Origin of the sequence: Kribbella pratensis (assembly GCF_004365355.1) — a bacterium.
Taxonomy (GTDB): Bacteria; Actinomycetota; Actinomycetes; order Propionibacteriales; family Kribbellaceae; genus Kribbella.
On the sequence record NZ_SODP01000001.1, the window covers coordinates 1,015,158 to 1,035,639 of the forward strand.

Here is a 20,482-nt window from a genome sequence, read left to right on the forward strand (position 1 = left end):
ATGACGGATCGACGGGGAAACGAGCCGCCACGCAAGCGTGGAGCGACACCGGGCCGGGAGAACCCACCCCGCAAGGCTCAACCCCGTCGTCCATCCACTACGGACAGTGCCCGCACGACCCCACCCCGGCCCGAGTCCACCCGCGACCGCCTCCTCCGCAAAGCTCGCGAAGAGGAGCAGGCGGCGGCGCGTCGTCCGGTGAAGAAGGCGGCAGCGAATCCGCGGCCGGTGAAGAAGGCCGCTGCGAAGCGGCCTGCTCCCGGGGGTGCGGCGCCGCGCAAGCAAGTTCCCGCCAACGGCGCGGCCAGGAAGACGGCCAAACGTCCGGTGAAGAAGACCTCCGGCAAGAAGCGGCCGCCGCAGAATCGGCCTCAGCCGCGGCCCAGGAAGCCGAGGGTACGCAAGGCGCCGCGGATGTTGCGGTTGGGGCGGCCGACGGTCCGGTTGCGGGTGACGTTCGGGGTCATGGCGTTCGTACTGTCGCTGTTCGCCGGGCGGCTGGTGCTGCTGCAGGGCGTGGACCCGGACAGCTACGCGCAGGCGGCGACCCGGGAGAACACCAAGCCGTTCATCCTGCACGCGACCCGCGGTGCGATCACCGATCGCAACGGCGTCGAGCTGGCCGTGTCCGAGGACGCGGTCGCGATCACCGCCGACCCGACGCAGACCAAGCCGGTGGCCCAGCAGCTCGCCTCGATCATCGCGCCGAAGGTGACCGGTACGACGTACGGCAAGCTGGTCGCGGCGATGACCGGCAAGGGCCGCTTCACGTATCTCGCGCATCAGGTCCCGCCGACGACATGGAGCGCGATCCAGGCCGAGATCAAGACCGCGAACGCGACCATCGCCCAGCAGAACAAGGGCAAATCGCAGGACCAGGCGGCCCCCCTGCTGGCCGGGCTGTACACCGAGGACGACCCGATCCGCAGCCACCCGAACGGCAGCATCGCCGCGACCGTGGTCGGTGTGACCGGTGCCGACGGCAAGGGACTGTCGGGGCTCGAGTACGGGCTGAACGACAAGCTGTCCGGCCACGACGGCAGGGCGATGTACGAGGTCGACACCAAGGGCAACAAGATCCCGAACGCGAACCACACGGTCGAGGAGCCGAAGCCCGGTGTCGGCGTGCAGCTGACCCTGGACACCGATCTGCAGTTCTTCGCCGAGAAGCGGATCGAGCAGGCGGTTAAGCAGTACAAGGCCAGCTCCGGCACGGTGATCGTCGAGGATGTGAAGTCCGGTGAGCTGCTGGCGATGGCCAACTACCCGACCTTCGACCCGAACAAGCCGTACAAGCCCAGCGACCTGAACAACCCCGCGCTGGAGCGCACCTACGAGCCGGGCAGTGTACAGAAGGTGGCCACCATGGCCGCGCTCGCCGACGCCGGCCTGATCGACCTGAACACCAAGCTCCGGGTGCCGGGCAGCATCGAGGTTCAGCGGCGCAAGATCAAGGACCACTGGGACCACGGACCGATGAACCTGACCATCGCCGGTGTGGTCGCGAAGTCGTCGAACGTCGGCACGATCATGGCCGCGCAGCAGATGCGGATCCCGCAGTTCGTGAAGTACCTGCACGACTTCGGGTTCGGCCAGCCGACCGGCCTGAACTTCCCCGGCGAGAGCAACGGGAAGCTGATGGAGGGCGACGAGTGGCCGGAGATCACCCGGTCGAACGTCGCGTTCGGCCAGGGCCTGTCGGTGAACGCGGTGCAGATGGCGGCAGCGGTGAACACCGTTGCCAACGGCGGCGTCTACGTACCGCCGAAGCTGGTCCGCAACTACGTCGACGCGAACGGCACAGTGATCCCGAACCAGACCGCGGCGCCGCACCGGGTGGTGAGCGAGAAGGCTGCCAAGGAGGTCGCCACGATGATGGAGGCGGTGACCGCCAAGAAGGGCACGGCGCCGCAGGCCGCGATCGACGGCTACCTGGTGGCCGGGAAGACCGGTACGGCGCAGGAGGTCGACTCGGCCTGCAGCTGTTACCGCAAGTGGGCCACTTCTTTTGCCGGATTTGCTCCGGCCGACAACCCGCGCTTCGTTACCTACGTCGTACTGCACGACCCGAGTGACGGAGTTCGGGGTGGTGGCCTGCAAGGAGGACCGGTGTTCCGAGACGTGATGAGCTACGCGCTGCAGAAGTACGTTGTCCCGCCGACCGGAGCAAAGCAGCCCGACGTCCCGATCACCTGGTGATGGTGACGCAGGGTCAGGTAGGAGTCACAGGGTCCGGAGCGGTAGCCTCAGGGCCCGTGTCCACCCCTACCGCCGCAGGCGGCGCGGTCGCAGCGATCAGGCCACGGCACGTGGTGCCGGTCAGCCTCGCCGACCTCGCGAGCGTCGCCAACTCACCTGTCCCGGCAGAGTCAGCGGGGCCGCCGGTGACGGTCACCGGCGTCACCCTCGACTCGCGCTCTGTCCTCGCCGGCGACCTGTACGCCGCTCTGCCCGGTGCGGTCACGCACGGTGCGGAGTACGTCGCGAAAGCCCAGCAGGCGGGCGCAGTCGCCGTACTGACCGATCCCACCGGCGCTGACCGGGCTGCTGCGAGCGGTCTGCCGGTGCTGGTCGTCGACAACCCGCGCAGCGTGCTCGGCGCGGTCGCGTCCCGCGTGTACGGCGAGCCGACCAGCGAGCTGCGGCTGCTCGGGGTCACCGGGACCAACGGCAAGACCACGACCAGCTTCCTGCTCGACGCAGTACTGCGGAGGCTCGGGCCGGCAGCGTTGATCGGGACGATTCAAACGCGTGTTGGCGACGAGGTCGTGAAGAGCGTCCGGACCACTCCGGAGGCCACCGACCTGCAGGCGCTGTTCGCGGTGATGCGGGAGCAGGCGGTCGCGTGGTGCGCGATGGAGGTGTCGAGCCACGCGCTGGCGATGGGGCGCGTCGACGGCGCCCGGTTCGCGGTCGCGGGCTTCACCAACCTCTCGCAGGACCATCTGGACTTCCACAAGACGTTCGAGGACTACTTCCAGGCGAAGGCCTCGTTGTTCACTCCGGAGCGGTGTGATGTCGCGGTGGTGACCATCGACGACGAGTACGGGCGCAGGCTCGCCGCGCAGACCGTCGTACCGCTCGTGACCGTGTCGACCAAGGGGGACGCGGACTGGACGGTCGCCAATCGGCATCAGTCCGAGCACGGCACGACGGTGTTCGACGTCCGCGGGCCGGACGAGACGCTGACGCTCGAGATCGCCCTGCCGGGAGAGTTCAACGTCGCCAATGCGCTGCTCGCGACCGTGATGCTGCGACAGGCCGGCGTACCCGCTGATGCGATCGCGGCCGGTCTGCGGACGGCGACGGTGCCCGGGCGGATGGAGCTGTTCACCCGCGAGGACGGCCTGGTCGTGATCGTCGACTACGCGCACACCCCGGACGCGGTCGAGCTGGCGCTGCAGGCGGCTCGTGGCGCGACCAAGGGCCGGCTGTTCGCCGTCGTCGGCTGTGGCGGTGACCGCGACCCGTGGAAGCGGCCGGCGATGGGCGCCGCCGCTGCCCGGACCGCGGACGTGGTGATCGTGACCGACGACAACCCGCGCAGCGAGGACCCGGCGACGATCCGCGCTGCCGCCATTGAGGGTGCGCGGGAGGCGGTTCCGGGCGTCGACCTGCACGAGATCGGCGACCGCCGGCAGGCCATCGCGTCCGCGATCGAGCTGGCCGGCCCCGGCGACACCGTCGTCGTACTCGGAAAAGGCCATGAGACCGGCCAGGACGTCGGCGGTGTGATCCACCCGTTCGACGACCGCGAAACCGTGCGTGACCTGTTGGAGGCAGACCGGTGATCCCTGTCAGTTGCGGCGAGATCGCCGATGCCGTTCGCGGCGAGCTCGTGGGTGTCGAACCCACGGCTGTCGTCGACGGCTCGGTGGTGATCGATTCGCGAGCCGCGGAACCGCGCGGGCTGTTCGTCGCCCTGCCCGGTGAGCGTGTCGACGGGCACGACTACGTCGGTACGGCGACCGCGGCCGGCGTCACCGCCGCGCTGACCACCCGGCCGATCGAGGGGAGTCCGTGCATCGTCGTCGACGACACGCAGCGGGCTCTCGGCGACCTGGCTCGGCTCGTGGTCGGCAGGCTGCCGGATCTCACCGTCATCGCGCTCACCGGCTCGTCCGGCAAGACCAGCACCAAGGACCTGATCGCCCAGGTCATCCGGCCGTACGGCGAGACCGTTTCGCCGGAAGGCTCGTTCAACAACGAGATCGGTCACCCGCTCACCGCGCTGCAGGCGACCGAAACCACGAAGTACCTGGTCGCCGAGATGGGGACCCGGCACCAGGGCGACATCGCCTATCTGACCGGGATCACGCCGCCGGGCATCGGCCTGGTGCTGAACATCGGCACCTCGCACATCGGCGAGTTCGGCTCCCAGGACAACATCGCGATCGCCAAGGGCGAGCTGATCGAGGCGGTGCCGGCGGACGGCATCGCGATCCTGAACGCCGACGACCACCGGGTGGCCGCGATGCGGAGCCGGACGCAGGCCCGCATCCTGACCTTCGGCGAGGCGGCCGAGGCCGACATCCGCGCGGAGGGCGTCAAGCTCGACGCGGAGGGACGTCCGGCGTTCGTCTTGCACATCGGGGACTTCAGCGGCGACGTACAACTGCAGTTCATCGGCGAGCACTATGTGTCGAACGCCCTCGCTGCGGCGGCGGTCGGGTCGGCGATCGGCCTGACGCCCGGGCAGATCACCGACGGCCTGAACGCGGCCACCCGGGTGTCTGCCGCGCGGATGGAGCTGACCGAGCGGGCCGACGGTGTGACGATCATCAACGACGCGTTCAACGCCAACCCGGACTCGACGCGCGCGGCGCTGAAGTCGCTGGTCGCCATCGGCCGTTCGCGCGGTGCACGGACCTGGGCCGTGCTCGGCGAGATGCTCGAGCTCGGCGACACCTCCGCCGACGAGCACGATGCGATCGGGCGCCTCGTCGTCCGGCTCGACGTGAACCGGCTGCTCGTGGTGGGTGAGGGAGCGAAACCGATCCACCTCGGCGCCTCGCTGGAAGGCTCCTGGGGCAACGAGTCCGCGTTCGTCGACACGATCCCGGAAGCGCTCGAGCTGCTCAGGTCCGAGCTGCGCGCGGGCGACGTCGTACTGGTGAAGTCTTCGAAGGGCTCGAAACTGCGCAGCCTCGCTGACGCATTGCTGGAGGACGTGCAGTGATCTCGATCCTGTTCGGTGGCGCCGTCGCGATGGTGCTGACGCTGATCGGCACGCGCTGGGCGATCAGATGGCTGGCCAAGCGCGGCTACGGCCAGGAGATCCGCGCGGACGGCCCGACCTCGCACCACATCAAGCGCGGTACGCCGACCATGGGCGGCGCCGTGTTCATCGTCGCGACGATCGTCGGGTACTTCGCGGCGAAGCTGTTCACGATGACGCCGCCGAGCGCCTCGGCGCTCCTGGTGCTGTTCCTGTTCGCGGGAATGGGCGCGGTCGGCTTCCTGGACGACTTCATCAAGATCTTCCGGCAACGCAGCCTCGGCCTGCGCAGCAAGGCGAAACTGGCCGGCCAGACCTTCGTCGCGGTGGTGTTCGCGGTGCTCGCGCTGCAGTTCCCGGACGAGCGCGGGCAGCGGCCGGCCTCGCCGTTCATCTCGTTCATCCGTGACATCGGCTGGCTGGAGCTGCCGGCCATCCTGGTGATCATCTGGATCCTGCTGCTGATCGCCGGTATGTCGAACGGCGTCAACCTGGTCGACGGTCTGGACGGTCTGGCGACCGGCGCGTCGATGATGGTGTTCGGCGCGTACACGCTGATCTGCATCTGGCAGTTCAACCAGAGCTGTGCGACCGCGAACGGTGTCGGCGCCAAGTGTTACGAGGTCCGGGATCCACATGACCTGGCCGTGGTCGCTGCCTGTCTGACCGGCGCGCTGTTCGGCTTCCTGTGGTGGAACGCCTCGCCGGCGAAGATCTTCATGGGTGATACCGGTTCGCTGTCGCTCGGTGGCGCGCTGGCGGGTATGGCGGTGATGACCCGGACCGAGCTGCTCGTGCTGCTGCTCGGCGGCCTGTTCGTGATCGTCACCGCCTCGGTCATCCTGCAGGTCGGGTACTTCAAGGCCACCAAGGGCAAACGCCTGTTCCGGATGGCGCCGCTGCATCACCACTTCGAGATGCTCGGCTGGGAACAGGTCAACATCGTGATCCGCTTCTGGATCATCCAAGGACTGTGTGTGGTGATCGGACTCGGGGTCTTCTACGCAGAATGGGTGACCGGATGACGCTTGAGACACGCACCGACGACGGCTGGGCGACGACGCGGTTCGTCGTTGTCGGCTTCGGGACGGCGGGCTATGCGTGCGCGGACTCGTTGATCCAGGCCGGCGCCGAGCACCTCGTCGTACTCGATGATCGCGACAACGAGGCGCTGCGCGAGAAGGCGGTGATCCTGGAGACGCTCGGCGCCACGATCACCCTCGGCCCGGGCAGTACGGCGGAGTTGCCGAAGGACGTCGACGTGGTCGTCACGTCTCCCGGCGTACCGCCGCATGCGCCGTTGCTCGCGCAGGCGGCCGAGCGCGAAGTACCGATCTGGAGCGAGATCGAGCTGGCGTGGCGACTGCGCGACCCGGCGAACCCCGCACCGTGGTTGTGCATCACCGGCACCAACGGCAAGACGACGACGGTGCAGATGCTGACCGCGATGCTGCAGGCCGCCGGCCTCCGCACTGTTGCCGCGGGCAACGTCGGGCTGCCGTTGCTCGAGGCCGTGATGGACCCCGAGCCGTACGACGTGATCGCGGTCGAGCTGTCCAGCTACCAGCTGCACTACACACACTCGATGTCGGCGCACTCGGCCGCTGTGCTGAACATCGCGCCGGACCACGTCGACTGGCACGGCTCGCTGGATGCGTACGCCAAGGACAAGGGCCGCATCTTCGAGAACTGCCAGATCGCGTGCGTGTACAACGTTGCCGACCCGGCGACCGAGCAGCTCGTGATGGACGCGGACGTGATCGAGGGCTGCCGCGCGATCGGCTTCACCCTCGGCACACCGGGACTGTCGATGCTCGGGATCGTCGACGACCTGCTGGTGGATCGGGCGTTCGTCGAGCAGCGCGCCACGTCGGCGCTCGAGCTGGCGATGATCTCCGATGTCACGCCCGCTGCTCCGCACAACATCGCGAACGCGCTGGCCGCGGCGGCGCTGGCGCGGGCGTTCGGCGTACCGGCGACCGCGATCCGCGACGGGCTGCGGGGATTCCGCCCGGACAAGCACCGGATCGCGCACGTCGCGGAGGTTGCCGGGGTCAACTATGTGGACGATTCGAAGGCAACCAACCCGCATGCCGCGCAGGCTTCGCTGCTCGCGTACGAACATGTGGTGTGGATCGCCGGCGGTCAGGCCAAAGGCGCGACGTTCGACGAGTTGGTGATCGCGGCCCGCCGTCGGTTGCGTGCCGTCGTGCTGATGGGCCAGGACAAGCAGGTGATCGCCGAAGCTCTCGAGCGACACGCACCAGATGTCCCGAGGATCGTCGTCGAGGCAACAGACACTGGAGCTATGCAGATCGTGGTGGGGGAGGCGGCGAAGCTCGCACAGGTGGGTGACACCGTGCTGCTCGCGCCTGGCTGCGCATCCTGGGACATGTTCGCCAACTACGGAGCCCGTGGGGACGCCTTCACCGAAGCCGTGCGCGCGCTCGGTAACTGATCCGGAGGTGATCGCGTGACCTCGATCGCGGATCAGCCCGAGGGCAGGAAGAACGGCGAGCGGGCCTGGGTCGCGGCGATCCGGGACGTGCTCGACCGGCCGCTGACGTCGTACCACATCGTGCTCGGCGCGACCGGGCTGCTGCTCGTGCTCGGGCTGATGATGGTGCTGTCGGCATCGAGTGTGCTGTCGCTGCGCGTCAACGGGAACAGCTACACGATCTTCGTCCGGCAGCTGATCTGGGTCGTGGTCGGCCTGCCGATGGCCTACGTCGCCTCGCGGATGACGCCCCGGCATTTCCGCATGCTCGCGTACGTCGCGCTGCTCGGATCGATGTTCCTGCTGGTGCTGACCTACATCCCGGGCCTCGGCGTCGGCGTGAACGGCAACACCAACTGGCTGAACCTCGGCGGACCGCTGCAGATCCAGCCGAGTGAGTTCGCCAAGCTGGCGATGGTGATGTGGTGCGCGGATCTGTATGCCCGCAAGGAGAAGCTGCTCACCCAGTGGAAACATCTGCTGGTCCCAATGGTGCCGGTCTGCGGTCTGGTGATCGCGCTGGTCGTCGGCCAGCACGACCTCGGTACGGCGCTGGTGCTGATGGCCGTGATGATCGGCATGATCTGGATCGTCGGCGCGCCGACGCGGCTGTTCGTCGCGACGATCCTCGTGGTCGGCGCGGTGGCGACGTACTTCGTTAACGCGGAGAAGTACCGGATGCAGCGGGTCACGTCGTTCCTCGACCCGTTCTCGGACCCGATGGGCGTCGGCTGGCAGGCGTACCACTCGTTCTACGCACTCTCGACCGGCGGCTGGTGGGGCGTCGGGATCGGCAACAGCCGGCAGAAGTGGAGCAACCTGCCGGAAGCGCACACCGACTTCATCTTCTCGGTGATCGGTGAGGAGCTCGGCCTGGTCGGGTCGCTCACCGTGCTTGCTCTGTTCCTCACGCTGGCGTACGCCGGGGTGCGGATCGCGACGCGGAACACCGAGCCGTTCGTGCGCTATGCGGCGGCGGGGATCACGATCTGGATCATGGCCCAGACACTCGTCAACCTTGGCGCCGTGATCGGACTGCTACCCATCGTGGGTATCCCGCTCCCGCTTTTGTCGTACGGTGGTTCCGCACTGCTGCCGACGCTGATCGCGATCGGCATGCTGCTGTCCTTCGCGAAGGCCGAGCCCGGCGCGCAGGCTGCCCTGAAAGAGACCAGGCGGCCCCGGTTCGGGTGGCTGCCTTCGCGGCGTACGCCGCACCACAAGTGAACCCGCGGGAGCGTTGAAAGCTGTGCCCAGCATCGTTCTGGCCGGCGGCGGTAGCGCCGGCCACACCTCACCCCTGATCGCCACCGCCGACGCCCTGCGCCGGATCGACCCGACCGTCGAGATCCTCGCGCTCGGGACCGAGCGCGGCCTCGAGACCCGCGTCGTACCGGAGGCCGGCTACCGGCTGGAGCTGATCCCGCCGGTGCCGCTGCCGCGCAGACCGACGCCGGCGCTGCTCGCCGTACCGGGGAAGATGCTGGCCTCGGTCAGCGCGGCCCGCCGGGCGCTCGACGAGGCCAAGGCCGACGTCCTGGTCGGATTCGGCGGCTACGTCTCCACCCCGGCGTACGTCGCTGCCTGGCGGCGGAAGACGCCGATCGTCGTCCACGAGGGCAACGCGGTGCCGGGGATCGCGAACAAGTTCGCCGCGCGCTACTGCACGCAGTACGTCAAGACGTCGTTCCCGGGCACCGAGCTGCCGCACGCCGAGTACGTCGGGCTGCCGATCCGGCGCGCGATCTCCACGCTGGACCGGGCAGCACTGCGGGCCGAGGCGCGGCAGTTCTTCGGCCTGGACCCGGATGCGCCGACGCTGTTCGTGACCGGCGGGTCGCAGGGAGCACGGCAGATCAACGAGGCCGTCTCCGGCGCTGCCGCGGACCTGCAGGCGGCCGGCATCCAGGTCCTGCACGCGATCGGCCCGAAGAACAGCCTCGAAGTGCCGCAGACCGGCCGCTACCCGTACGTCGTCCTGAACTACGTCGACCGGATGGACCTCGCGTACGCCGCGGCCGACCTGGTGGTCTGCCGCTCGGGAGCGAACACGGTCACCGAGGTGTCCGGTGTCGGACTGCCCGCGATCTACGTACCGCTGCCGATCGGTAACGGTGAGCAGCGACTGAACGCGAAACCGGTCGTCGACGTCGGCGGCGGAGTGCTGATCGACAACGCCGAGATGACCGCGGACTGGATCCGGGCGAATGTGCCGCAACTTCTGCACGACCGCGAGCGTCTGACAACCATGTCCACAGCTGCGACCGGTGTGATCCGGACGGATGCCGACGAGCGATTGGCGCGGATCATCCTGGATGTGGTGAGGTCTGCTTCGTGATCGTCACCGCACCTGACACGCTCCTGCCTGCCGAAAAGCTGGGCAGAGTGCACTTCGTAGGAATCGGCGGAGCCGGTATGTCCGGGATCGCCCGGATCATGGCCTCGCGCGGGATCGAGGTGTCCGGATCCGACGCCAAGGACGGCAAGGTGCTCGCCGCGCTCCGCGCGCTCGGCGCGACCTGCTGGGTCGGTCACGCCGCCGAGCACGTCAAGGACGTCGACACTGTGGTGGTGTCGACCGCGATCCGCGAGACCAACCCCGAGGTGGTCGCCGCCCGCGAGGCCGGGATCCCGATCCTGCCCCGGGCCGCCGCGCTGGCCTCGGTGATGGTCGGCCGCCGCACGCTCGCGGTCGCCGGGACGCACGGCAAGACGACCACGACGTCGATGCTCACGGTCGCGCTGCAGCACTGCGGCGCCGACCCGTCGTACGCGATCGGCGGCAACCTCAACGAGTCCGGGTCGAACGCGCACGACGGCAACGGCGACCTGTTCGTCGCCGAGGCGGACGAGTCGGACAAGTCGTTCCTGACGTACACGCCCGAGGTGTCGATCGTCACGTCGGTCGAGCCGGACCACCTGGACAACTACGGCGACGAGGCCAGTTACCGCAAGGCGTTCGAGGAGTTCTGCGATCGCGTGCTGCCCGAGGGCTTCATGGTGATCTGCCAGGACGACGCCGGTGCCCGGCGGCTGGCGGAGTACGCGCGCGCCCGCGGCATCGACGTACGGACGTACGGCGAGTCGGAGGACGCGGATCTGCATGTCACCGAGATCACCGCGAACGGCGCCACGCAGTCGTTCGTGCCCGTGTACCGCGGCCGGAGGCTGCCGATGGTGCAGCTGCAGCAGGCGGGTAAGCACAACGCGCTGAACGCGTCGGCGGCGCTCACGGTCGGGCTGGGGCTCGGGTTCTCCGCGGCCGACCTGGCCGAGGGGCTCGCTGCGTTCACCGGCACCGGGCGGCGGTTCGAGTTCAAGGGGCTCGAGGACGGTGTGCGGGTGTTCGACTCGTACGCGCACCACCCGACCGAGCTGGCCGTCGACCTGACCGCGGCGCGCACGGTGGCGGGGGAGGGGCGCGTGATCGCGTGCTTCCAGCCGCACCTGTTCAGCCGGACGCGGATCTTCGCCAAGGAGTTCTCCGAATCGCTGGCGCTGGCCGACGAAGTCGTGGTGATGGACGTGTTCGCGGCCCGCGAGGACCCGGAGCCGGGTGTCACCGGGGCGTTGATCGCGAACCACGTGCCGCTGAAGCCGGACCAGGTCCGGTTCGAGCCGTCGTGGTCCGCCGTACCGCAGCTGGTCGCGGACCTGGCCGAGCCGGGTGATCTGGTGGTGACGCTGGGCGCGGGGGACGTGACGCTGATCGGCCCGGAAGTCGTTGGTCTGCTGGCCGAACGCGCCGCCACCCGCGAGCCTGCCGAGTCAACGCCGGTAGCTGTGGTGGAGTAATTGGGTGGGGTTTGTTGAATGAGCCAGAGCGTTGATCTGGCTCGGGCACAGCAGCGGTTCGCGCGCCGGCAACGGCTGGTGCGCTGGCGGAGTTGGCTGCCGTGGGCGATCGGCGGCGGCCTCGTTGTCGTGGCCGGGCTGATCGTCTGGTTGTTCTACTTCTCTTCCGTGCTGGCTGTCTCGGGTGTGCGGATCAGCGGCGCCGACACGGTGCCGCTGGCAACGATCGAGCAGACCGCGGCCGCACCGATCGGCACCCCGCTGGCGAAGGTGGACCTGCGGTCGATCGCCGACCGGGTGCGGACGATCCCGGCGGTCGCGGACGCGCAGGTGACCCGCGCCTGGCCGAACAAGATCGTGATCGTCGTCACCGAACGGGTTCCGGTCGTGGTCGTCACGGACGGCTCGCGCTACGAACTGGTCGACGCGACCGGTACGTCGTACCGCACCGTGCCCGACCGGCCGGCCGGACTGCCGGAGGCGAAGGTCACCGGCGTACGGCGCGACGTCACGATCCATTCGGTGGTGACGGTTTCGGCCGCCCTGCCGGAGACCTTGCGGGCGCAGGTGCGTTCGATCTCGGCAGCGTCGCCGGACTCGATCACGCTGAACCTGAGCTCGGATGTGAAGGTCGTTTGGGGTAGTTCCGATGACAGTGCGCGCAAGGCCGGGGTACTGAGCGTGCTGATGAAGCGCCAGGCGAAGGTGTACGACGTCTCGGCGCCCGATCTCCCTGTCACCAAAGGGGAAAAGCGATGAAGTATCACATCCCGGGACAGTGTGGTTTCTTGGCGGCGAGGCGCGTGGACAGCGCCAGAAGGCGTCACGTACCGTGCGGCGTAATCTAAAGTTGACATAAGTCTAAGCATGTACTTGAGGTTCAGTCTTTTCGCTGGACAACGGGAAAGCAACGAGGCGAGAGGCGCGGACGTGGCGGCACCGCAGAACTACCTGGCACTCATCAAGGTCGTAGGTATCGGCGGGGGCGGCGTGAACGCCGTCAACCGGATGATCGAGCACGGTCTGAAGGGCGTTGAGTTCATCGCCATCAACACCGACGCGCAAGCGCTGTTGATGAGCGACGCGGACGTCAAGCTCGACATCGGCCGCGAGGAGACCCGTGGTCTGGGCGCCGGCGCGAACCCGGCGATCGGGCAGAAGGCTGCCGAGGACCACGCGGAGGAGATCGAGGAGGCGCTGAAGGGCGCCGACATGGTCTTCGTCACCGCCGGTGAGGGCGGCGGCACCGGCACCGGCGGCGCGCCGGTGGTGGCGCGCATCGCCCGCTCGCTCGGCGCGCTGACCATCGGTGTGGTGACGCGGCCGTTCTCGTTCGAGGGCAAGCGGCGCGCGACCCAGGCGGAGGACGGCATCGCCACCCTCCGCGAGGAGGTCGACACGCTGATAGTGATTCCGAACGACCGCCTGCTGACGATCTCCGACCGCGCCGTCTCCGTGCTGGACGCGTTCAAGCAGGCCGACCAGGTGCTGCTGCAGGGTGTCTCCGGCATCACCGACCTGATCACCACGCCCGGTCTGATCAACGTCGACTTCGCCGACGTCAAGGCGGTCATGTCGAACGCCGGCTCCGCGCTGATGGGCATCGGCTCGTCCCGCGGCGAGGACCGCGCGGTCGCGGCCGCCGAGGCGGCCATCTCGTCTCCGTTGCTTGAGGCAAGTATCGAGGGTGCGCACGGCGTGCTGCTGTCGATCGCGGGCGGATCCGACCTGGGCCTGTTCGAGATCAACGAGGCGGCGCAGCTGGTCTCGGAGTCCGCGCACTCCGACGCGAACATCATCTTCGGCGCGGTCATCGACGACGCCCTCGGTGACGAGGTCCGCGTCACGGTGATCGCAGCCGGCTTCGACGGCGGCATGCCCAAGCGTCGCGAACAGGCGATGAACCAGGCGCGGCCCCAGTCCTCGCGCCCCCAGAGCTACTCGGCCCCGATGACCGGCACCTCAACCCCGCCGGGCCAGCAGTCCGGCCAGCCCGGCGGCCAGCAGTCCGGTCAACCTGGGACCGGCTCGCCGTCCGCGGGTCAGTTCACCGGTGGCCAGCAGGGCGCAAGCCAGCCTGGGACCGGCTCAGTGTCCGGCGGTCAGTTCGGCGGCGGCCAGCAAGGCACGGGCCAGCCCGGGCAGACTCCAGGCGCCGCCCAGCCGACGCAGCAGAGCGCGCCGACGCATTCGGTGCCCGGCCAGCAGCCGGGTCAGACTCAGGCGGCCCCCACGGGCCAGCCGACCGACGACACGGTCCCGGTCCCGGCTCCCACCGAGCCACGCCCGGGCGTCGGTACGACGAACTCCGCCCGCCCGCAGTCCGGCGACCCGGTCCGCACTGTCCAGCCAGGTCAGTCGGCCCCGCACACCCCCGCCTCGCCGACCGCTCCGTCGACCCAGCACTCCTGGCCGACGAACGGTCCGAGCAGCAGCGGCGGCAATGGGATTGGCAGCGGCGGCGGCAATGGGAGCGGCAGCGGCAGCGGTGCGGGTGCCGCCGGCACCAACCAGACACCGCCGTCCAGCCGCCCGAAGAAGCCGGAGCCCGAGGAAGACCTCGACATCCCCGACTTCCTGAAGTAAGCCCGGACCGAGGGGCAGAAGGCGGGGGAGGCGAGCGAGACCTCCCGCCCGGCCAGGCGCCGGGGCCCACGCCATCAAGCCGGGGGCTGAGACAGGTTATTTCCTGTCCCAGCCCCCGGCTTCCTGTCCCAGCCCCCGGTTCTGGTCTCAGGGCCCCGGCTTCTTGTCCCAGCCCGGGGCTTCTTGTCCCAGCTCCCGGCTTCTTGTCCCAGCCCCGGGTCGGGCCGCCCGAAGAAGCCGGAGCCCGAGGAAGACCCCGGACTTCCTCAAGTAACTCCCCAACCTTGTGCACCCACCAACCACTTTGCGCTCGCGAAACTGGTTGGTGGGTGCACAAGGTTGGGGCTCGTCAGGCAGGCGGGGCGGGCTGGCGGGGGCGGTAGACGGTGACGAGAACGCCGTAGCGGGACTCGGCTGGGCCGGCGTCGGTGAGTTCGTGGACCATTCGGTCGAGTGTCGCGGCGAGTTCCGCGGCCTGGGCGGCGGTGAGCCGGATGTTCCGCAGGTTGAACAGCGGGTCGTCGTCCGCGCTCTCGAGCTCGGCGGCGACAGCCTGGAGAGCGACGGTGTTGGCCGCCCGCGCGCCTTCACCGACGAAGTCGAACCGACGCACCGACCGTCGGTAGTACTGCTCGGTCCCGCCGCGCACCTGCCGGGTCTCGGCCACGTGCACCATCCCGGCGTCACGCAGTACGCCCAGGTGGTGGGCGACGTTGCCTTTGGCTGTCCCGAGCGCAGCGGCCAGCTGGCTGATCGTGGCCGCCTCCTGCCCGAGCGCGAACAGCAAGCGGTGCCGTAGCGGGTGCCCGAGCGCCTTGAACTGCGCGGCGCTCGACACCTCCAGGTGATCGACAATCTCGGCCATGGATCAAGCGTCGAGATTTCTTGACGCTTTGTCAAACCGCGTGCTCTACTGCTGCCCATGCACACCGAAGAGATCAGGGCCGTCGTCGGCCGGCTGGGCGCGCTCGTCGCGGAGTACTACGTCTTCCCCGAGATTGGCGCCGAGGTCGCGGACCGGCTCGCCGCGGCCGTCGCCGAAGGTCGGTACGACGACCTCGCGACGCCGGAGCAGTTGGCCGAGCGAGTCACGGCCGACCTGCAGGTCGGAAATCGCGACAAACATCTGCGCCTCATCTTCCGCCGCGACGGACTGCCGGACGAGACCGACCCGGTGGCCGAGGAAGCGCATTGGCGGCGCCGTGCAGCGCTCGACGCCGGCGGGATGGCGCGCGTCGAACGGCTCGACGGCAACATCGGGCTGCTGGAGATCCGGCCGTTGCTCTATCCCCCCAATCTGGCCGGACCGGCGGTCACGGCAGCGATGTCGCTGCTCGCATCGACCGACGCTCTGCTCATCGATCTGCGCCGCTGTGTGGGTGGATCGCCCGATCAGGTCGCCTATGTCTGCAGTCATCTGCTCGACTCCGACGAGGCGATCCATCTGCACGATCTGGTCAAACCGGCCGACGGTTCGACGCGGCAGTTCTGGACCACGCCGTACGTGCCGGGTCCGCGGTTCAGCGGCACCAAGCCGATCTGGGTTCTGACCAGCCCCGCGACGTTCTCGGGCGGCGAGGAGTTGGCGTACAACCTGCAGCAGTTCGGGCGGGCCGTCGTCGTGGGCGAGCGGACCGGCGGCGGGGCGCACCCGCGCGAGGGGTTCAAGTTGCACGAGCAGCTCGAGGCGAGTGTGCCGGTGGCGCGTTCGGTGAGCTCGATCACGGGGACCAACTGGGAAGGCACCGGCGTCGTTCCCGACCTCGACGTACCGGCGGATGAGGCCTTCGCCTACGCGTATCGCCTGGCGGCCGAGTATGTGCTCGAGTTGCCGTCCGAGCCCGAGCGGAACGGTGTGACCGACGAGGCGCGGGCGGTGCTGGGTGCGGGCGTCGCCGCTGGGTAATCTTCAGTCGTGTTCGGCTACGACGAGGTTCTCTCCGCCGCCCGGGTCGTCTTCACCGATCGGTACGGCGGCGCCAGCAAACCGCCGTACGGCGAATTCAACCTCGGTGGGTACGGCGAGGACGCCGAGCGGATCGCCGAGAACTTCCGCCGGGTCGCGACCGCCTTCGAGGTGGAGCCCGACGCGGTCGTCCGGGTCAGCCAGGTCCACGGACGCGACGTCCACGTCGTCGGGCCGGACGACGCGCTACCGCTCGAGCAGAACCCGAAGGCCGACGGGCTCGTCACGACACGCTCCGACGTGGTGCTGGCCGTCCGCGCCGCGGACTGCCTGCCCGTCTTGCTGGTTGGAGACGGCGTCATCGGTGCGGCCCACTCCGGACGCAAGGGCATGTACGTCGGCATCGTGCCGGCGACCGTCGACGCGATGCGCGACCTCGGCGCTTCGCACATCACCGCCGTACTCGGACCGTATGCCTGCGGGAAGTGCTACGAAGTACCCGAAGAGATGCGCGCCGAGGTCGCCGAGCGCGTACCGGCGGCGTACTCCGAGACGAGTTGGGGGACACCCGCGCTCGACGTGGCTGCCGGGGTGAAGGCGCAACTGGCCGAGCTCGACGTCGAGGTGATCGACGCGACCGCGTGCACGATCGAGTCCGGCAACTTGTACTCGTACCGGCGCGAAGGCCCGACCAGCGGCCGGATGGCCGGCCTCATCAAGCTGGTGACGCGATGACGGATCGCGCCGACGAGCTGCGCGGCAACCTGCTGCACGTTCGGGAGCGGATCGAGAAGGCTTGTCAGGCGGCCGGGAGATCCCGGGACGAGGTCACCCTCGTCGCGATCACCAAAACCTTTCCAGTCAGCGATGTGCGGGCACTGGCGGCCCTCGGGGTCCGGGACGTCGGGGAGAACCGTGAGCAGGAGCTCAAGGTGAAGGCGCCGGAGTGCACGGACCTCACCTGGCACTTCGTCGGCCAGCTGCAGTCGAAGAAGGCCAGGTCTGTTGTCCGGAACGCGTCGATCGTCCACTCCGTCGATCGATCGTCACTCGTCGAAGCGCTGTCCAAGGCCGCGGTCGCCGAGGAGAAGACGGTGCGCTGCCTGATCCAGGTGAGCCTTGCGGCGTACGGACCGGCCGAGGCGGCGACCGGCGCGGGGCGTGGCGGCGTCGAGCCTTCCGACGTACCCGAACTGGCCGCGGCGATCGCGGCAGCGGACGCACTGGAGCTCGGGGGAGTGATGGCTGTCGCGCCGTTGGGATCGGACCCCGGCGAAGCCTTCGCCGGCCTGCGGGACGTAGCGTTGGGGCTACGCTCCGAACACCCCGGCGCCGACTGGATCTCGGCCGGAATGACCGGTGATCTGGAGGCCGCGATCAAGCATGGCGCGACACACGTCCGGCTCGGGCGCGCCTTACTCGGTACGCGTCCTCCACTCGGTTAGTGTCGACATCGTGCAGGTTTTGCTTCCTGCTCACCGTTGTACTCGAAGTCTCGTCGAACCGGATCGAGGTGCTGGAGGGCCATGAGCGGCGCACTGCGCAAGATGGGTGTGTACCTCGGCTTGGTCGAGGACGGGGAGCGCTACAACGCGCGGTACGACGACTACGAGTACGACGAGTACGACGATGACGCAGTCGACGATGTTGACGGGGACTCCCACGAGACCGAGCCGGTACCTGCCGGCCGGGAGAGCCGCGAAGCTCGCGAGCACCGCGAGGACCGTGAGAACACCAGCGGCGCCACGGTCAGCAAGTTCCCAGACCGGCGCGGGGTCGCGCCGTCCCCGGAGGTTACCGAGTTGGCCCGCATCACCACCGTGCACCCGCGCAGCTACAACGAGGCGCGCGTCATCGGTGAGCATTTCCGCGACGGCACCCCCGTCATCATGAACCTGACCGAGATGGATCACGCGGACGCCAAGCGACTGGTCGACTTCGCCGCCGGGCTGATCTTCTGCTGCCGTGGATCGATCGAGCGGATCACCACCAAGGTGTTCCTGGTCTGCCCGCCGAACGTCACGGTCGCCGCCGAGGAGAAGGAGAAGATCGCCGCGGACGGGTTCTACAACCAGAGCTGATGCTCTGGTTGGCTCCTGGCCTTCCGCCGTCTTCTACACTCATTGACGACATGGTTGCTCTAGCGCTCGTCCTCAGTGTTCTCAGCTGGGTGCTGCTCGCCTTCTTCCTGGTGCTGGTGGCGCGGTTCGTGCTCAGTCTGATCGTCATGTTCGCGCCCCAGTGGCACCCGAAGGGTCCGCTGCTCCTGTTCTTCGAGCTGATCTACTCGATCACCGATCCGCTGCTGAAGCCGTTGCGGCGGATCCTGCCCCCGATCGGGGCGGGCGGGGTGCGGATCGACCTGTCCATGCTGATGCTGTTCGTCATCGTCTCGGTGGCGATGTCCATCAACTCAACGGCTTTGCGGTCGTTGTGAGGGTGGGAAACGCGAGGACAGGGTAGGTAGAGTCTCGGGAAAACGGGGCAGTGTCTACCAGGCCGCTCCGCTGGGCAGGACCGTTGTCGACCGCCCGGATTCCGTCATAAGACAACGAAGCGATAACGTGATCTACTGAGTCGCCGGGGTGCAACACCACGGGGACTCCGCCAAGACACAGACAAACGAGGTGAAAGATGCCGCTGACGCCGGATGACGTCCGCTCGAAGCAATTCACGCCCGTCCGACTACGGGAGGGCTACGACGTCACAGAGGTCGACTCATTCCTCGACGAGGTCGAGGCAGAGCTCGAGCGACTTCTCGCCGAGAACGAGGAGCTGCGGGCCAAGCTCGCTGCGGCTCAGCGCGCGGGTGCGGACCAGCAGCGGCCGGTCGTCGACCAGACCGCCGCCCTGCCGCCTGTCGTGCAGCAGCCCAAGCCCCCGGTCGTGGTCGAGAAGCCGGAAGAGAAGCCCCCGGTAATGCCCGCGGTCGCGGCGGCCGGTGCGGCTGCGGCGGCCGGCTCGGTCGGCGACGCCTCCAGCTCGGCCGTCCGGCTGCTGGAGATGGCCACCAAGCACTCCGACGACCTGGTCCAGGAGGCGAAGGACACCGCCGACAAGATCATCGGTGAGGCCCGCGCCAAGGCGGAGCGCCTGGAGAACGAAGCGCGTGGCAAGGCCGATCGGATGACCGGTGAGGCCCGTGCCCGCGCCGAGAAGCTCGACGGCGAGATCGCGGAGCGTCGTGCGCAGATGCTCGGCACGCTGGAGAAGCAGAAGGGTCAGCTCGAGCGCACGATCGACGACCTGCACGCGTACGAGCGTGAGTACCGCAGCCGCCTGAAGACGTATTTCACCGAGCAGCTGAAGGCGCTCGGCAACGGCGACGACACGCTCAGCCCGCGCAACGGCTTCCGCCCGGAGGCCCGCGCCCAGGCTCACGGTCACGGCGTGTAAACAACACCTCGTTGAGGAGGCGGTGCTTTCCGGCGGCACCGCCTCTTCGTCATGTCTGGACACTTTTGACACACCGTCCCAGCACGGTGACAGGGTGTCAGGGCCAGGCGAGAGGTTCCTTCCGGCCGCTCAGCGTCTCGACGTCGCTGAGTCGCAGCCGGTAGGGCGCAAGTCTGAGTAGTGCGGGTGATTCCCCGGCCGGTCCATCGGGGAACACACTCCAGAAGTCGTAGCCGAGCGGCGCCGGAGCATCTCGATACAGCTCCCACACTCGCTGCCGGGTCGCCACGTCCGCGACCCACTCCGCCTCGCAATCCGCGATGGCCACCTCGTGACCGGGCTCCCAGTAGGTGCAGCTCAGGTACGGACTGTGCGCGAGATGCCGCACCTTCACCGGCGTCTTCCGCGTCACGATCCAGCCGGTCAACTCGTCGCCGTCGAGCTCCCAGATCGGGTGCAGGATCCGGCTCCGCGGCCGGTTGTCCGGCCCGACGGTCGCGACACCGCACCAGACGATCCGGTGCGCTCTCTCGATGAACTCCTTTTGCACAACCATGGTTGTGTATTCTAGCGACATGGATCTGGATCTGTCGCTGGTCTCGTTGTTCGCCGGCTGGGCACTGGCCGACGAGGTGCAGCGCCGCCTCACCGACGACGGCTTCGGCGATGCGCGCTTCGCCGACGGCGTCGTGTTCCAGCATCTGGTCGGCGGGCCGGTGACAATCACCACGCTGGCGGACAAGCTCGGCGTCACCCAGCAGGCCGCCTCGAAGACCGTCGCCGATCTGCAGGCGCGCCGGTACGTCGCCCGCCGCACCGACCCGGACGACGCCCGGGCCAAGCAGGTCCACCTGACCGATCACGGACAGGCGGTGATCGAAGCCGCCCGCAAGCACCGGGCAGCAATCGATCGGGAGCTCCGCAAATCCCTGGGCGACCACCGAGTCGAGGAGGCACGGCAACTACTCACCGACGTGATCGACAGCCTCGGCGGCACCGCCCCGATCCGCACCCGAACCGTCCGCCCACCCCACTGACAACCCTCACACGCAGCCCCGGGCCTCCGGCGCCAACCTGCACCCCG

18 protein-coding genes and 1 pseudogene are annotated in these 20,482 nt (G+C 68.6%); 17 read left to right on the plus strand and 2 right to left on the minus strand.

All coding sequences use genetic code 11. The annotated features are described in order from the left end of the window. From EV653_RS04730 to ftsZ, 10 genes and pseudogenes are all read left to right on the plus strand, one after another. A complete protein-coding gene (locus EV653_RS04730; RefSeq protein WP_238159570.1) occupies positions 1-2,199 on the plus strand; it encodes a peptidoglycan D,D-transpeptidase FtsI family protein in 2,199 nt (732 codons plus the stop codon). Beyond that, positions 2,199-3,791 carry a UDP-N-acetylmuramoyl-L-alanyl-D-glutamate--2,6-diaminopimelate ligase gene (locus EV653_RS04735; RefSeq protein ID WP_202871639.1) on the plus strand — a complete coding sequence of 531 codons (1,593 nt, stop codon included), beginning with the start codon at positions 2,199-2,201 and terminating at the stop codon, positions 3,789-3,791. Before EV653_RS04730 ends, EV653_RS04735 begins: the two co-directional genes overlap by 1 nt. Continuing rightward, positions 3,788-5,179, plus strand: a complete 1,392-nt coding sequence (locus EV653_RS04740; RefSeq protein ID WP_134098282.1) for a UDP-N-acetylmuramoyl-tripeptide--D-alanyl-D-alanine ligase — start codon at positions 3,788-3,790, stop codon at positions 5,177-5,179. Before EV653_RS04735 ends, EV653_RS04740 begins: the two co-directional genes overlap by 4 nt. Before the next feature lie 29 nt (positions 5,180-5,208). Further along, positions 5,209-6,243 carry a phospho-N-acetylmuramoyl-pentapeptide-transferase gene (gene mraY, locus EV653_RS04745; protein ID WP_370357940.1) on the plus strand — a complete coding sequence of 345 codons (1,035 nt, stop codon included), beginning with the start codon at positions 5,209-5,211 and terminating at the stop codon, positions 6,241-6,243. Then, the gene (gene murD, locus EV653_RS04750) at positions 6,240-7,676 is read left to right on the plus strand and encodes a UDP-N-acetylmuramoyl-L-alanine--D-glutamate ligase (RefSeq protein ID WP_134098286.1); all 1,437 of its coding nucleotides are present in this window, start codon (positions 6,240-6,242) and stop codon (positions 7,674-7,676) included. The genes mraY and murD overlap by 4 nt, the downstream gene beginning before the upstream one ends. Before the next feature lie 15 nt (positions 7,677-7,691). Continuing rightward, positions 7,692-8,942: a putative lipid II flippase FtsW gene (gene ftsW, locus EV653_RS04755; RefSeq protein WP_134098288.1), complete on the plus strand. Its 1,251-nt coding sequence runs from the start codon at positions 7,692-7,694 to the stop codon at positions 8,940-8,942. Positions 8,943-8,964: 22 nt separating this feature from the next. Beyond that, positions 8,965-10,053, plus strand: coding sequence for an undecaprenyldiphospho-muramoylpentapeptide beta-N-acetylglucosaminyltransferase (murG, locus tag EV653_RS04760; RefSeq protein ID WP_134098290.1), 1,089 nt, complete (start codon positions 8,965-8,967; stop codon positions 10,051-10,053). Beyond that, positions 10,050-11,510: a UDP-N-acetylmuramate--L-alanine ligase gene (murC, locus tag EV653_RS04765; protein WP_134098292.1), complete on the plus strand. Its 1,461-nt coding sequence runs from the start codon at positions 10,050-10,052 to the stop codon at positions 11,508-11,510. Before murG ends, murC begins: the two co-directional genes overlap by 4 nt. An 18-nt stretch (positions 11,511-11,528) precedes the next feature. Then, a complete protein-coding gene (locus tag EV653_RS04770; protein WP_134098294.1) occupies positions 11,529-12,269 on the plus strand; it encodes a cell division protein FtsQ/DivIB in 741 nt (246 codons plus the stop codon). A gap of 171 nt (positions 12,270-12,440) precedes the next feature. Further along, positions 12,441-13,442: pseudogene (ftsZ, locus tag EV653_RS41995) on the plus strand (cell division protein FtsZ); the annotation flags it as partial. Between the two features lie 1,003 nt (positions 13,443-14,445). On the opposite strand, the gene EV653_RS04780 reads toward ftsZ, so the two are convergent. Then, positions 14,446-14,961 (minus strand): ArsR/SmtB family transcription factor, encoded by a 516-nt coding sequence (locus EV653_RS04780; protein WP_134098298.1) that lies wholly within the window; start codon positions 14,959-14,961, stop codon positions 14,446-14,448. A 57-nt stretch (positions 14,962-15,018) separates the two neighbouring features. Here EV653_RS04780 and EV653_RS04785 point away from each other — a divergent pair, with 57 nt between their 5' ends. The 6 genes from EV653_RS04785 (at position 15,019) to EV653_RS04810 (ending at position 19,398) form a co-directional block, all read left to right on the plus strand. Next, on the plus strand, positions 15,019-16,002 hold the full coding sequence (locus EV653_RS04785) for a S41 family peptidase (protein ID WP_134098300.1): 984 nt from the start codon (positions 15,019-15,021) through the stop codon (positions 16,000-16,002). A 9-nt stretch (positions 16,003-16,011) separates the two neighbouring features. After that, on the plus strand, positions 16,012-16,737 hold the full coding sequence (gene pgeF / locus EV653_RS04790; RefSeq protein WP_134098302.1) for a peptidoglycan editing factor PgeF: 726 nt from the start codon (positions 16,012-16,014) through the stop codon (positions 16,735-16,737). Next, positions 16,734-17,447 carry a YggS family pyridoxal phosphate-dependent enzyme gene (locus EV653_RS04795; RefSeq protein WP_134098304.1) on the plus strand — a complete coding sequence of 238 codons (714 nt, stop codon included), beginning with the start codon at positions 16,734-16,736 and terminating at the stop codon, positions 17,445-17,447. The genes pgeF and EV653_RS04795 overlap by 4 nt, the downstream gene beginning before the upstream one ends. Positions 17,448-17,528: 81 nt before the next feature. Then, positions 17,529-18,083 (plus strand): cell division protein SepF, encoded by a 555-nt coding sequence (locus tag EV653_RS04800; RefSeq protein WP_134098306.1) that lies wholly within the window; start codon positions 17,529-17,531, stop codon positions 18,081-18,083. Between the two features lie 50 nt (positions 18,084-18,133). After that, entirely contained in the window at positions 18,134-18,439 is a 306-nt protein-coding gene (locus EV653_RS04805; RefSeq protein WP_134098308.1) for a YggT family protein, read from the plus strand. A 197-nt stretch (positions 18,440-18,636) separates the two neighbouring features. Next, positions 18,637-19,398: a DivIVA domain-containing protein gene (locus EV653_RS04810; RefSeq protein ID WP_134098310.1), complete on the plus strand. Its 762-nt coding sequence runs from the start codon at positions 18,637-18,639 to the stop codon at positions 19,396-19,398. 97 nt (positions 19,399-19,495) lie between these two features. Here the strand turns inward: EV653_RS04810 and EV653_RS04815 are convergent, their stop codons facing one another. Next, positions 19,496-19,954, minus strand: coding sequence for a pyridoxamine 5'-phosphate oxidase family protein (locus tag EV653_RS04815; protein ID WP_134098312.1), 459 nt, complete (start codon positions 19,952-19,954; stop codon positions 19,496-19,498). Positions 19,955-19,973: 19 nt separating this feature from the next. Here EV653_RS04815 and EV653_RS04820 point away from each other — a divergent pair, with 19 nt between their 5' ends. Continuing rightward, positions 19,974-20,435, plus strand: a complete 462-nt coding sequence (locus EV653_RS04820; protein ID WP_202871481.1) for a MarR family winged helix-turn-helix transcriptional regulator — start codon at positions 19,974-19,976, stop codon at positions 20,433-20,435. Positions 20,436-20,482 lie beyond the last annotated feature (47 nt).